Source organism: Xanthomonas campestris pv. asclepiadis (genome assembly GCF_020784175.1).
In the GTDB taxonomy this organism is placed as follows: Bacteria; Pseudomonadota; Gammaproteobacteria; order Xanthomonadales; family Xanthomonadaceae; genus Xanthomonas; species Xanthomonas campestris_D.
The window spans coordinates 65,672-78,568 of the sequence record NZ_JAJGQM010000008.1 but is presented as its reverse complement, the minus strand read 5'-3'; the positions used below and the strand labels follow the sequence as shown (position 1 = coordinate 78,568).

Sequence of the window (12,897 nt, the reverse complement as noted above, 5' to 3'; positions counted from 1 at the left end):
CCTGCTAGCGCGACCCCAGCGCCTGCAACAACGCCATCGCCGCAGCCGGATTGCGCTCCTTGGCCGCACTGATGAAAAACACGAACACTTCGCGCGGTGTGACCTTGGCGTGCGTGGCCGCGTCGATGTGCGGCAGATCATCCGGGTCCTCGCCACGCCGCCAGGCCTGGATGCGCTCGGCCCAATGCGCCAGTGCCGGTGCCGGATAACCTGCAGCGAGACGCGCCTGGCTGCGCATCAATCGCGCATAGACAAAGTCGGTGGACAGATCGGCAAAGGACGGATGCTCGTCCGAGTCGGTGAATACCGTGGCCACCCCATGCTGGCGCACCAACGCCAGCAGCGACGCGTCCACCGCATCGTGGTCGCGGATTTCCAGCACATGCCGCAGCACGCGCTTGCCGGCGCGTCTGGGCAGCAACGACAGGAACGCGTCCAGGTCGTCGGTCTGGAGCCGATGCCCTTGTTCGAACTGCCACACCAGCGGACCCAACGTGTCGCCGAGCTCGACAATGCCGCCGATGAAGTCGTCCACCTGCGCCTTCGTACCAGCCAGTTTGCGTGATTGGGTGATACGGCGTGGTGCCTTGGCGGAGAACACGAACCCTGGCGGCACCTCGTCGCGCCACTTCGCGTAGGTCGCCGGCTTTTGCGTCCCGTAATAGGTGCCGTTGATCTCGATGGCGGTGACGTGGCGGCTTGCGTATTCCAGCTCGCGCCGCTGCACCAGCCCTTGCGGATAAAACATCCCCGCGCGCCAGGGCGCATACACCCAGCCGCCGATACCGACGTGGATGCCATCGAGCGCGGGCGGGGGGGCAGCGAACAGATCGGTCATGAGGGATTCCACGTTGGCGTGAGCGCGCGCCTGGCATGTCGGGTGCATGCACATGTGGCAAGCCACCCGGATGATAGCCCCGCCGGCTTCGCAGTGACGCAGTGCGGTTGCCGAAGCGCGCGCGTACTGTCAGGCAGGCGCGGCCGTTGCCCGGGGCGGCATGTAGGCCTCGTGCACATCGATGGCAGGCCCAGCCCGGCCAACCGCGGCTCGGCGATCAGCGGCTTACGCGGACGCGGCCATGCCGCTACCATCGGAGATCGCCACTTCCGGAGCGCAGCGATGACCTGGACCACGCCCGATCTGTGTGACCGTTTTCCCGAGGTGAGCATCGCCGAACCGTTGTTCCGCTCCTACGGCGGACGTGGGGCATTCTCCGGGCCGATCACCACGGTGCGTTGTTTCGAGGACAACTCGCGCGTGCGCGAACTGGCCGCCACACCCGGCGACGGGCGTGTGCTGGTGGTGGACGGGCAGGGCTCGCTGAAGCATGCCTTGCTGGGCGACCAGATCGCTGCACAGGCGGTCGCCAACGGCTGGGCCGGCGTGTTGATCCACGGCTGCGTGCGCGATGTGGAGATCCTCGCCACGCTGCCGCTGGGCGTGCTGGCGCTGGGGGCCTGTCCACGCCGCACCGAGCGGCGCGATCTGGGCGAGGTGGATGTGCCGGTGAATTTTGCCGGCGTGGCCTTCGTGCCCGGCCATTGGCTGTATGCCGATGGCAACGGCGTGTTGGTGGCACCGCTGCCGCTGTCGCTGGACAGTGCCGGCGGATCGATCTGATCAAGAAAGTGAGGGCGTTGCGGTGACCTTGAACCGATGGCTGAGTGGAGGCGTGCTGATGCTGGCAGGCGTGGTGGCGACAACGCAGGCGGCCGAGCTTCCCGCCGGCATGCAGCAGTTCGACGCGCAGATGGAACGCGTGCGCAAGCAGTTCGATGTGCCCGGCATTGCGGTGGCCATCGTCAAGGATGGGCAGGTGGTGCTGGAGCGTGGCTACGGCGTGCGCGAGATCGGCAAGCCTGCACCGGTGCAGGCCGATACGCTGTTCGCGATCGCCTCCAACACCAAGGCCTTCACTGCGGCCTCGCTGTCGATCCTGGCCGACGAGGGCAAGCTATCGCTTGACGACAAGGTCATCGACCACCTGCCGTGGTTTCGCATGTCCGACCCGTATGTCAGCGGCGAGATGCGCGTGCGCGATCTGCTCGCACACCGCAGCGGCTTGAGCCTGGGCGCGGGCGATCTGTTGTTCTGGCCGACCACCAGCTACAGCACCGACGAAGTGGTGCAGCGCCTGTCCAAGGTGCCGTTGAAGGGCGGTTTCCGCGATCGCTACGCCTACGACAACATCCTGTACGCGGTGGCGCAGAAGGTGATCGAACAGGTCTCCGGGCAGACCTATGCGGCGTTTCTGCAGCAACGCATCTTCGCCCCGGTGGGCATGCGCAGTACGCGCTTCAATGCCGACCATCTGCAACCGGGCGACAACGCGGCCGTGGGCCATGCCAAGTACGACTTCACCGAGTTGCGCACGGTCGCGCCGCTGACCTGGTCCAACAACTCCGGTGCCGGCGGCATCTATTCCAGCGCGCACGACATGGCGTTGTGGATGAGGGTGCAACTGGCCGGCGGCGTCCTGCCCGATGGCACGCCGCTGTTCAGTGCCAAACGGCAGCAGGAGATGTGGTCGATGATCACGCCGATTGCGATTGCCGACCCGGCCGTGCCGGAGCTGGCGGCAGCACGCCCCAATTTCGCCGGCTACGGCGAAGGCTGGAGCCTGAGTGATTATCGTGGGCATCGGCTGGTATGGCACACCGGTGGCTGGCCGGGCATGGTGTCGCGGCTGACCCTGGTGCCCGACCAGCAGCTGGGCGTGGTGGTGTTGACCAATCAGGAGGTCGGTGCGGCCTTCAATGCGGTGACCCTGCAGGTGCTGGATGCGTTCTTGCAGGTGCCGGCCACCGATTGGACCGCCGCCTATGCCAAGTCCGTGGCCAAGGCCGATGGCGATGCGGACACCAGCTGGAAGAAGCATCTGGACGCACGTGCAGCGCGCTCCACCCCGTCGCTGCCGTTGCGCAGCTATGCGGCGACCTATCGCGACCCGTGGTACGGCGATGTGGTGATCCGACAGGATGGCAAGCGCCTGCGCCTGCAGTTTTCCAAGACCGCGCAACTGATCGGCACGCTGGAGCATTGGCAGCACGACAGCTTTATCGTGCGCTGGGACGACCGCAGCTTGAATGCCGATGCCTTCGTCAATTTCGCGCTGACCCCGGATGGCGCGGTGCGCGAGATGCGGATGGAGGCGATCTCGCCGCTGACCGATTTCAGTTTCGATTTTCAGGATCTGGTGTTGACGCCGGTGGCGGCGGAGCAGTCGGCGCAGAAGTGAGCCGTCGTTAGTCTTGGAGACAGGTCACAGCCACTGTACGGAGCGTGCAGTGGCTGGTCATCGCGGCAGCGTCGGCGGATCGTCCCGCGCCATCCCAAACGAACAGCCCGTCATTGGGGCAGCTACCTGCCCAGCAACACGCGCTGCAGAAAGGCATTGATCACTGCGTGCAGGCAACCGAGCTCAGCGCGCAGGCACCACGTCGCAGGGCCTGTCGGTGCAGGTCAGCATGCTTGCGCCCGGCGATGCCTGCGTGCCAGTTGCACGATGGCTATCGCCGGCCGGCATGGCTCGTTATGATCCGCGCACTTCTCAGGGATGTTGCCGAACGCATGACCACTCCGCAGATGTCGGTGTATTTCTTCTTGCAGGCTGCGGTGATCCTGCTGATCTGTCGTCTGGTGGGATTGCTGGCCAAGCGGGTGGGGCAGCCGCAGGTGGTGGGCGAGATGATTGCCGGCGTGGCGTTGGGTCCGTCGCTGTTCGGCATGTTGCTGCCGGATGGGCAGGCGGCGCTGTTTCCCAAGCAGACGCTGGACGTGCTCTACGTGCTTGCCCAGTTCGGCGTGGGCCTGTACATGTTCCTGGTCGGCACCGACTTCCGCGGCGACCATTTCCGCGCGCGCTATCGCAGTGCGATGAGCGTGTCAATGGCCGGCATCGCGGTGCCGTTCGCATTGGCTTTTGCGATGTGCCCGTGGTTGATCAACGTGGACGGCCTGTTCTCGGAAAAAGCCAAGTTGATGGAGGCCTCGCTGTTCCTGGGCGCGGCCATCGCGATCACCGCGTTCCCGATGCTTGCGCGCATCATCCACGAGCGCGGGCTGACCAATAGCCCGTTGGGCACGCTGGCACTGACTGCAGGTGCGTTCGACGATGCGGCGGCGTGGTGCATTCTTGCCGTGGTCCTGGCCAGCTTCGGCGGCAGCTGGGGCAGCGCCTATCTGGCCATCGGCGGTGGCGTGGCCTATGCATTGTTCATGATCTTTGTCGGCCGGCATCTGCTGCGTCGTCTGGACGCCTACGTGGTGCCGAATCAGCCGCTCGGTAACGGCGTGCTCGCGGTGGTATTGATGCTGTTCTGCCTCAGCGCGTGGGCGATGGATGCGATCGGCATCCACGCCGTGTTTGGCGGCTTCCTGCTGGGCGTCTGCCTGCCCAGGGGCGCGTTGACCGAAAAACTGCGCGAGATGCTGCAGCCGTTCGTGGTGGTGTTGCTGCTGCCGCTGTTCTTCACCTATTCCGGCCTCAAGACCCAGCTCAGCGTGTTGCTGCAGCCGCAGATCATGCTGGCCGGCGTGGCGATTCTGGCCGCATCGTTCATCGGCAAGGGACTGGCCTGCTGGGCTGCCGCACGCATCACCGGCGAGAACAACCGCGATGCGATGGCGATCGGCTCGCTGATGAATGCACGCGGTTTGATGGAACTGATCATCATCAACATCGGGTTGCAGGCCGGTGTGATCGAACAAGGCCTGTTCTCGGTGCTGGTGCTGATGGCGATCCTCTCCACGCTGATGGCCACGCCGCTGTTCAACTGGATCATGCGTCGCCATGCCAACGTGACCGATGCGGTGCCGGGTCTGCAGCAGCGCTGAGGTTGTTTGGCAGATTCTGTAGATGCAGGGACAAACTGGCGTCGCGCTGCGGTGGAATTACTTGATGCTCGCCACGCCACGCTACGAGGTACTGAAAGTGTGTTTGCTACCTGCGTACGCTTGCATGCGTCATCGGTATTAGCCACCTGCAATTGGGCGGCTGCAAGTATGCAGCGATGCAGCCGGTGGCTCATCGCTGCATACTTGCACCGCAAACAGGTAGCCAAGACACGATGACGAAGAACAAAAAGAAAACCGCACAGCAGGTGGTGCAGGCGCCCGTACCGGTGTATCAGCTGCATCTGTCGTTGGTGGGCAGCGCGCCGCTGGTGTGGCGCAGATTGCTGGTGGCCGGGTCGCTACGCCTGGCCACGCTGCATCGGGTACTGCAACCGGCGATGGGCTGGAGCGGTGCGCATCCGTACGAATTCGACCTGGGCGGCGGCCGCTATGGCGAGTCCGGGTTGGAGGTGCCGGACCGGCCACGGCTCAAGCATGCTGGCCGCGCCAGATTGGAAAGCGCAGTGGGCGAACTGGAGCGGTTCGACTATTTCTACGGCAGCGGCGAGGGCTGGCAGCATCGCCTCCAGGTCGAGGCGATTTTGCCGCCGGATGCGGGCCTGCGTGTGGCCCGCTGCGTGGACGGCGCCAATGCCTGCCCCCCGGAAAACAGTGAAGGCATCAAGGACTACCTGGAGTTTCTGCAGATCGTCGCCGACCCGGCGCATGCGCAACACGTGCAAGTGCTGGCGACTTTGGGTGGTCGCTTCGATCCAGGCCATTTCGATCTGGACGAAGTCAACCGGTTGCTGGCGCGTGTCCGCGACTAGACGTGGCTGACACCATGTAGCGGACCGTCATCCTTGATGACGCAGCCATCCAGCACCGACGCCACTGCAGCTTGACGCGCGATCAGCTAGCCTGATCTCCCGGTTTTTCCCGAAAGTGTCTGCGATGTTCCGCTGGTTCGAATCCCTGATCGATGTCTTCCCGCCCATCGAGCGGGACATGCCGCCACGTAGCGTGTGGCGGTTCTATCTGCATTATCTGCGGCCGTTGTGGCCGATCCTGCTGGCCACGCTGATCGCCGGATTGCTGCTGGCGCTGGTGGAGGTGGCGATGTTCGACTTCCTCGGCCGCATCGTCGACATGCTGGCCGAGCGACCGGGAGCGGACTTCTTCCGCCGTCATGCCGGCGAATTGCTCTGGATGGCGGCGATCACGCTGGTGGCGCGCCCGCTGTTCACCGGGCTGCACAACCTGCTGGTCAACCAGGCGATCGTGCCGGGCCTGAGCAACCGCTCGCGCTGGCTGATGCACAACTACGTGGTGCGGCAGAGCCTGGGCTTCTTCAATAACGATTTCGCCGGCCGGATCGCCAACCGGGTGATGCAGACCGGGACCTCGCTGCGCGAATCGGCGGTGCAGATGGTCGATGCGCTCTGGTACATCGTGGTCTATACCGGCAGCGCGCTGTGGTTGTTTGCGCAGGCCGACCCGTGGCTGATGCTGCCGCTGCTGATCTGGCTGGTGGTGTACGTCGCGCTGATGGCGTTCTTCGTGCCGCGCATGAAGGCGCGCGCGTGGATCGCATCGGATGCGCGCTCCAAGGCCACCGGGCGCATCGTGGACGGCTACACCAATATCTCCACGTTGAAGCTGTTCGCCCATGCCGGCCGCGAACAGGCCTATGTACGCGATGCGATCGACGAGCTGTCGGTGAAACATCGCGGGCAGACGCGCGTGACGACCACCATGGATACCGCCATTGCGGTGGCCAACGGCTTTCTGATCGTCGGTACGTGCGGGCTGGCGTTATGGCTGTGGAGCCGCGGCCAGATCAGCGTGGGCGCGATCACGCTGGCGACCGGCCTGGTGATCCGCATCCACAACATGTCCGGCTGGATCATGTGGACGGTCAACGGCATCTTCGAAGATATCGGCAGCGTGCAGGACGGCATGCAGACCATCTCGCAGCCGGTGCTGGTGCAGGACGCGCCCGGCGCAGTGCCGCTGCAGGTGACCCAGGGCCAGGTGCAGTTCGAGCACATCCATTTCCATTACGGCAAGCGCGGCGGGGTGATCGCCGGGCTGGATATGCAGGTGCGTGCCGGCGAGAAGATCGGCCTGGTCGGCCCATCGGGCGCGGGCAAGTCGACCCTGGTCAACGTGTTGCTGCGTCTGTACGACCTGGAGCAGGGGCGCATCCTCATCGACGGGCAGGACATCGCCCAGGTCACCCAGGAAAGCCTGCGCGGGCAGATCGGCCTGGTGACCCAGGACACCTCGCTATTGCACCGTTCGATCCGCGACAACCTGCTGTATGGCAGGCCGCAGGCCAGCGACGCGCAGATGCTGGAAGCGGTGCGCAAGGCGCGCGCTGAAGGCTTCATCGACACGCTGGTCGATGGCGAAGGCCGGCGCGGATACGATGCATACGTGGGCGAGCGCGGGGTCAAGCTGTCGGGCGGTCAACGGCAGCGCATCGCCATTGCGCGGGTGCTGCTGAAGGATGCGCCGATCCTGATCCTGGACGAGGCCACCTCGGCGCTGGATTCGGAAGTGGAAGCGGCGATCCAGGACAGCCTGGACGCACTGATGGGCAACAAGACCGTCATCGCGATCGCGCACCGCCTGTCCACCATCGCGCGCATGGACCGGCTGGTGGTGATGGACGCCGGACGCATCGTCGAGACCGGCACGCATGCGCAACTGATCGCGCAGGGTGGGCTGTACGCACGCCTGTGGGCGCGGCAAACCGGCGGGTTCGTTGCGGCGGATGGGTGAGGCGAACGATGCTTGAGTGCTTGAGTGCTTGAGTGCTTGAGTGCTCGATGCGAGAGGTCGCAGGCGGGCGTAGTAACCTCGAGATCTAGCCCCTCTCCCGCATACGGGAGAGGGGTGGGGTGAGGGTACGGGTCGAAGCCACTCGCTGGTTCGGCCATACGAGGCTTCGCCCGCACCCTCATCCGCCCCTGCGGGGCACCTCCTCCCGAGGGGAGAAGGGCACTTGATCTCCCGACGGGAGAAGGATCGGTCACTCGATCGGCTGATCCAGCATCAGCTCGCGTGCAAAGCGCACCGGTGGGGCGCCGTAGGACAGCATCTGGTCGTGGTACGCCTTCAGGTTGAAGTCCTTGCCCAGCTTGTCCTGCACCGCCTTGCGCGTGTCCAGATGCTCCTGCACGCCGACGAAGTAGGTCGGCAGCTGTGCGGACGACAGCTGCGCGCGCACCCACTTGCCCGCCGCTTCGCTTTCCTGCTGGAAGGTGTCGTGGGTCATCAGGTGCATCGCCTTGTCGCGCTCCCAGCCGTCCACATGCACGCCCTGGTCGAGGATGGCGTTGGCGATGGTGCGCAGGTAGAACTTCAGCTGCACCAGGTGGAACAGCGGGTCGTTATCCAGATAACCCCGCTCCTGCATCATGCGCTCGGTGTACACCGCCCAACCTTCGGCGAACATGCCCGAGCGCAGCACCGCGCGCAGCGTGGACGGGAACTTGGCCGAATGCCAGCCTTCCAGGTAATGGCCCGGGGTACCTTCGTGGATGCTGAGCAGGTGGATCATGCGGCTGTTGTATTCGCGCAGGAACGAATCGACCTGCTGGTCGTTCCAGTCGTCGGGAATCGGCGAGACCGCATAGAAGGTCTTGAGATTCTTGTCGAGCGGGCCGGGCGAATCGCAGTACGCCACCGCCACGCCGCGCTGGAATTCCGGCATCAGGATGATGTCCACCGGCGAATCGGGCAGCGTCATCAGATCCTTCTGGCGCACGAACTCGGTGGACTGCGCCAGTGCGGCCTTGGCGTCGTCCACCACCTTGTCGCGCGCGGGCTTGTCGGCATAGGCCAGTTCCAGCGCCGCCTCGATCGCGGCCTGCTGCTGGTCGTCGTTGGGCGTCTCGGGCAGTTTGGGTGCACCGGGCTTGTCCTTGAGCACCGTGCGGGCAATGCCGTACATCTCGCTGCGGACGCGCTTGAGCTCGGACTCGGCGCGCTGCTTGATCTCGGCGCGCGACAGCGACGACAGCAGCGCGAATTTCAGCTTCTGGTCGTAGATCTGCGCACCGACGCGGAAATCGCCCTTGGCATTGGGCACCAGCACGGTCTCCAGCCAGGTCTGTTGCTCGGCCACTGCCTTGCGCAGATCGTCGATGGCGGCCTGCGCGCGGGCGGCTTCGATTGGGCCGAGCTGACTGATATTGGGCGCGATGAAGGTATCGACGATGCTGAGGATGCCCTTGTTCTGCTTGGCCACCGTTTCGGCATGGATCTTGGGCACGCGGGCCGGGTCCAGATTTTCGCGCGCCTGCGCAAAGATGCCGGGAATCTTCTCCATGCGCTGCGTGGCGGAGCTCAGGCGCTCGGACAGCGGCGCGAAGTCCCGCGCCATCAGGCCATACAGCGCGCTGCCGGCCAGGCCGTTGTAGACCTGCGGGTCCCAGGCCCAGCTCTGCAGCACCTCGGTGTTCCAGATTTCCGATTGCAGCTGGTTGCGCAAAATGGCCGCATCGACCTGGTTCTCGCGCGACAGCTTGGCCACTTCGATGGCATCCAGGTCCGACAGCAATGCCTTGCCGGCATCCAGGCTGCGCTGGCGGCCGGCGCTGCTCAGATCGTCGATCTGCGTGTCGAAGCGGTGATCGCCGGTCTGGGTGGCGGTGACCGGCGACAGCTGCATCCAGGTGTCGAGCGCGCGCTTGGACAGCGCTGTAAAGCGCGCATCCGGCGTCTGCGCAGCCTGCGTCGCGGCATCGGGGGTGCCGGCGCGCGGCGATTCGGGCTGCTGCTGGCAGGCGCCGAGGCCGGCGAGCAGGGCGAGGACAAGCAGACGTTGACGCATGGTGGATTCCAATGGAAGCAATCCGCCAGCATAGGCATGTGCGCGCTTGTCCGCATCCGCCATTGGTTTAGAGTGGCCGCTTTCAAGGAGGATCACCATGCACGACGCCCACAGCTGTCATTGCGGACGCATCGCCTTCGACCCGCACACCGATGCGCCGAACCCCGAGGCGTACGAGCGCACGTGTGCGTCATGCCGTCGCCGTGGCGGCTTGCTGCGGTCCGGCATGTGCGCGCCATTGCGCCTGCAGGCGGCGCCCGAGGTGCCGGGAATCCATCGCTTCAACCGGCAGCATGCCGATCAGCACCGCTGCCCACAGCGCGGTAGTGCGCCTTTCAGCACGGGCGTGCGTTGCAGGGCCGGCGAGGCCAGTGTGGCGGTCAAGCTGCGCGGTGTGTCCGCGCCGGGTCTGGCCGTGCAGAGCATGCACGTGGCCGATGGAGCCAGCCGATGAGGGGCAGGATGCAGTGGTATGCGGCCGGCTTGCTGCTGGGCTGGGCGCTGAGCGGGTGTGCCAGGCCGTCGGGTGAGATGGCGGCAGACGGCGGCGCGCCGGCGCCGGCACCGCCTGCCGCGCAAGGCAACGCGCTGGCGTATGAGCACGATGTGCGGATCGAGCTGCCGGCCGATCAGATCGACCAACGCATCGCGGCGGTACGCACCGCCTGCCAGTCGGCACAGTTCGGCGACTGCGCGCTGCTGGCGGTCGAGCAAACCGGTGGGCGCGACCCCAGCGGCAGCGTCAGCGTGCGGGTGGCGCCGGACGGCATCGAGCCGCTGGTACAACTGGCCGGCCAGCACGGCGACGTCGCCGCGCGCAGCACGCGTGCGGAGGATCTGGCCCAGCAGATCGCCGACACCGGGCTGGCGCAGGCGCGTCTGCAAAAGGAACATGCGCGCCTGCTCGAACTGCAGCAACGCCGCGACCTCGCCGTGACCGATCTGCTGGCCCTGTCCAAGCGGTTGGCGGAGATCGAGGCCGAGGCACAACAGGCCCAGCAGGACGCCGCGCAGCAGCAACGGCGCGTGCGCACGCAGCTGTTGACGCTCAATTTCCGCGGGACCGGGGGCGAGCAGGGCAGGGGCGAGATTGCCGGGGCGGCCGCCGAGTTCGGCCAGGTCTTCGCGTCCAGCGTGGCTTTCGTGATCCGCGCAGTGGCGGCGTTGCTGCCGGTGGCGGTGGTGGGGCTGATCGTGGGCTGGCTGCTGCTGCAGGCGTGGCGCTGGCGTGCGCGGCGGCGCCGGATGTCGTGATCGACTGCATAGCTGGTCGGCGATGCCGTATTAGCTGCGCATGTTTTAGAAAGGGCGCTTACGTCAGGCAGTTACTCGACGCGTCGCGCGGTAACACGTCGATCCTGGTTGCGCTGTTTGCACGCGATCCGCGATCGCGGTACAGCGCGTGGTGTGCAACCTCTCCAGACACCGACTGCGCGCAAGCGCAGCGCAGTCGGTACGGAGCCGGCTCAGCCTTCGTCGAATTCGTACTCGACAAACACGTCCAGCTGCAGTGCCAGTTCCTGCACGGCGTCGCGCACCTTCTGCGCGGTGGCCTCGTTGCCGGCTTCCACTTCGAACTCGTGGCTGCCCGGACCTTCGTCGTCGGACAGACCGGCCGAGCTGGAATCGTCGTCGTCCAGGTGCGGCATCAGATCGTCGACTTCTTCCACGTGCTCGATGCCTTCGATGCTCTGCAGCAGGTTGGCGATGGCACGCGCGTCGTCGTCGGTGCCGGTGATACGCATGCGAAGAGTAGGCATGGGTGTGTCCTGGGGATTGGGGAGCTAAAGCCTAGGCACCGACAGGACAAAACGAGGTGATGGTGTGCGTTGGCTGCTCCATCGAGTAGGTAAGCCGTCGAGCGCTCTTGCCGCTCGCGATAAGCCCCTTTCCTGTGGGGTGACTAAGGTAACGCTTGCGCGCCACTGACGCGCGCGTCTTCAAAATCCCCCGGCGCAAGCAAAAAGCCCCTCTCCTGCGGGAGAGGGGTTGGGGTGAGGGTACGAGGCGAAGCCACTTGCACTCACAACTCCGCCAGGCTTCGCTCGTCCCCTCATCCGCCCCTTCGGCGCACCTTCTCCCGCTGGGAGAAGAGACAGCCGCTCCAGGCTTCGCTGCTATCTCTTCGGATACCTTCTCTCCGTGAAGGGGACGATGTCCCAGAGGCAGAAACGCAGAGGTAATGCGCGCGCAGGGGGCAAGGACGATTCCTGCGCAACCTCATTCCGTTGCCGACGTTTTGCGCGGTCGTCGATGCGCGCGCGATGTACTCGACGTCTCGCTCGCCGGCAACGCCACCAGCTCCGCCGGCAGTGCCGGCATCGGGGTGCGCTCGTCCAGCGCCTCGCGCTTGAGCCAATCGATAAACGCCATTGCCGCAGGGCCGGGGACGCGATGGCTGGGGTGCACGATGTAATACGCGTAGCGGGCTTTGAGCGTGGGGCCTGGCAGCCGTACCAGTTCGTAGCGCTGCAGGTAGGGCTGAGCAATGTGTTTGCGTGCCAGCACCGCACCCAGGCCATAGACCGCCGCGCGCATTGCGTCAGTGCTGTCGTTGAAGGTGTGCATCGGCGGCAGCGTGGTGCCGCGCACCTGGGCGGCACGGAACCAGTCGCGCCAGCCCTGCGGCGACATGTCGGTGAGCAGCGGCAATTGCGCGATCTGCGCCGGCGTGCGTAGCGCAGCGACCTCCGGCAGTGACGGCGAGGCCACCGGAAACAGCTCGTCGTCCATCAGATGATGCGAGGTCAATCCGGGCCAGGCGCCCTGGCCATAGCGGATGCCGAGATCCGGGCCGCCTTCTTCGAAGCGCGAAAACGCCGCGTCCGATTGCAGATCCATGCGGATATGCGGATGCGCGCGACAGAAGCGCGGCAGCCGCGGCAACAGCCAGCAGTACGACAGCGAGCGCAAGGTGGTCACGCGCAGCGGGATGGCATCTTCGCGCGGATGCAGGTTGCCGGCCACCGATGCGATGTCGGCCAACGCAGCGGTGGCGGCGTCGGCCAGCTGGCGGCCCTCGGCGGTGAGCTTGACCCCACGCGGCAAGCGCTGGAACAGGGTCACGCCCAGCAGCGCTTCGAGCTTGCGCACGTGATGGCTGACCGCGCTGGCGGTCAGATGCAGTTCTTCGGCGGCATGCGCGAAGTTCTGGTGGCGCGCGGCGGCGGCGAACACGCCCAGTGCGGGCAACAGGGTGGGGCGCAGGTTCATCGAG

At 65.6% G+C, this 12,897-nt stretch carries 11 protein-coding genes; 7 read left to right on the top strand and 4 right to left on the bottom strand.

The features are described 5' to 3' along the window. Nucleotides 1–4 precede the first annotated feature (4 nt). On the bottom strand, nucleotides 5–838 hold the full coding sequence (locus LL972_RS06080; RefSeq protein ID WP_228326814.1) for a DUF72 domain-containing protein: 834 nt from the start codon (nucleotides 836–838) through the stop codon (nucleotides 5–7). Between the two features lie 282 nt (nucleotides 839–1,120). Between LL972_RS06080 and rraA the strand changes: the two genes are divergently transcribed. The 5 genes from rraA to LL972_RS06055 all read left to right on the top strand — a co-directional run bounded on the left by rraA (nucleotide 1,121) and on the right by LL972_RS06055 (nucleotide 7,624). Continuing rightward, nucleotides 1,121–1,621, top strand: a complete 501-nt coding sequence (rraA, locus tag LL972_RS06075; protein ID WP_228326813.1) for a ribonuclease E activity regulator RraA — start codon at nucleotides 1,121–1,123, stop codon at nucleotides 1,619–1,621. A gap of 22 nt (nucleotides 1,622–1,643) precedes the next feature. Continuing rightward, nucleotides 1,644–3,239 carry a serine hydrolase gene (locus LL972_RS06070; RefSeq protein ID WP_228326812.1) on the top strand — a complete coding sequence of 532 codons (1,596 nt, stop codon included), beginning with the start codon at nucleotides 1,644–1,646 and terminating at the stop codon, nucleotides 3,237–3,239. Between the two features lie 332 nt (nucleotides 3,240–3,571). Continuing rightward, complete coding sequence (locus LL972_RS06065) at nucleotides 3,572–4,837, top strand: cation:proton antiporter (protein WP_228326811.1); 1,266 nt, start codon at nucleotides 3,572–3,574, stop codon at nucleotides 4,835–4,837. A gap of 233 nt (nucleotides 4,838–5,070) precedes the next feature. Beyond that, on the top strand, nucleotides 5,071–5,667 hold the full coding sequence (locus LL972_RS06060; RefSeq protein WP_228326810.1) for a plasmid pRiA4b ORF-3 family protein: 597 nt from the start codon (nucleotides 5,071–5,073) through the stop codon (nucleotides 5,665–5,667). 124 nt (nucleotides 5,668–5,791) lie between these two features. Further along, entirely contained in the window at nucleotides 5,792–7,624 is a 1,833-nt protein-coding gene (locus tag LL972_RS06055) for an ABC transporter ATP-binding protein (RefSeq protein ID WP_228326809.1), read from the top strand. 250 nt (nucleotides 7,625–7,874) lie between these two features. On the opposite strand, the gene LL972_RS06050 is transcribed toward LL972_RS06055, so the two are convergent. Continuing rightward, nucleotides 7,875–9,680 carry a DUF885 domain-containing protein gene (locus tag LL972_RS06050; protein ID WP_228326808.1) on the bottom strand — a complete coding sequence of 602 codons (1,806 nt, stop codon included), beginning with the start codon at nucleotides 9,678–9,680 and terminating at the stop codon, nucleotides 7,875–7,877. Between the two features lie 97 nt (nucleotides 9,681–9,777). On the opposite strand from LL972_RS06050, the gene LL972_RS06045 reads away from it, so the two are divergent. Both LL972_RS06045 and LL972_RS06040 read left to right on the top strand, forming a co-directional pair. Further along, the gene (locus LL972_RS06045; RefSeq protein WP_228326807.1) at nucleotides 9,778–10,134 is read left to right on the top strand and encodes an aldehyde-activating protein; all 357 of its coding nucleotides are present in this window, start codon (nucleotides 9,778–9,780) and stop codon (nucleotides 10,132–10,134) included. Beyond that, complete coding sequence (locus LL972_RS06040; protein ID WP_228326806.1) at nucleotides 10,131–10,934, top strand: DUF4349 domain-containing protein; 804 nt, start codon at nucleotides 10,131–10,133, stop codon at nucleotides 10,932–10,934. The genes LL972_RS06045 and LL972_RS06040 overlap by 4 nt, the downstream gene beginning before the upstream one ends. A 212-nt stretch (nucleotides 10,935–11,146) precedes the next feature. Here the strand turns inward: LL972_RS06040 and LL972_RS06035 are convergent, their stop codons facing one another. Beyond that, complete coding sequence (locus LL972_RS06035; RefSeq protein ID WP_046964921.1) at nucleotides 11,147–11,440, bottom strand: hypothetical protein; 294 nt, start codon at nucleotides 11,438–11,440, stop codon at nucleotides 11,147–11,149. Between the two features lie 460 nt (nucleotides 11,441–11,900). Further along, nucleotides 11,901–12,893 carry a LysR substrate-binding domain-containing protein gene (locus LL972_RS06030; protein ID WP_228326805.1) on the bottom strand — a complete coding sequence of 331 codons (993 nt, stop codon included), beginning with the start codon at nucleotides 12,891–12,893 and terminating at the stop codon, nucleotides 11,901–11,903. Between the last annotated feature and the right edge of the window lie 4 nt (nucleotides 12,894–12,897).

Excerpts from the sequence above, each read along its gene's own strand:
- LL972_RS06040 (WP_228326806.1), top strand. The coding sequence starts at position 10,131 with ATGAGGGGCAGGATGCAGTGGTATGCGGCCGGCTTGCTGCTGGGCTGG.
- LL972_RS06055 (WP_228326809.1), top strand. The coding sequence starts at position 5,792 with ATGTTCCGCTGGTTCGAATCCCTGATCGATGTCTTCCCGCCCATCGAG.
- LL972_RS06035 (WP_046964921.1), bottom strand. The coding sequence starts at position 11,440 with ATGCCTACTCTTCGCATGCGTATCACCGGCACCGACGACGACGCGCGT.
- LL972_RS06065 (WP_228326811.1), top strand. The coding sequence starts at position 3,572 with ATGACCACTCCGCAGATGTCGGTGTATTTCTTCTTGCAGGCTGCGGTG.
- LL972_RS06050 (WP_228326808.1), bottom strand. The coding sequence starts at position 9,680 with ATGCGTCAACGTCTGCTTGTCCTCGCCCTGCTCGCCGGCCTCGGCGCC.
- LL972_RS06045 (WP_228326807.1), top strand. The coding sequence starts at position 9,778 with ATGCACGACGCCCACAGCTGTCATTGCGGACGCATCGCCTTCGACCCG.
- LL972_RS06060 (WP_228326810.1), top strand. The coding sequence starts at position 5,071 with ATGACGAAGAACAAAAAGAAAACCGCACAGCAGGTGGTGCAGGCGCCC.
- LL972_RS06030 (WP_228326805.1), bottom strand. The coding sequence starts at position 12,893 with ATGAACCTGCGCCCCACCCTGTTGCCCGCACTGGGCGTGTTCGCCGCC.
- rraA (WP_228326813.1), top strand. The coding sequence starts at position 1,121 with ATGACCTGGACCACGCCCGATCTGTGTGACCGTTTTCCCGAGGTGAGC.
- LL972_RS06080 (WP_228326814.1), bottom strand. The coding sequence starts at position 838 with ATGACCGATCTGTTCGCTGCCCCCCCGCCCGCGCTCGATGGCATCCAC.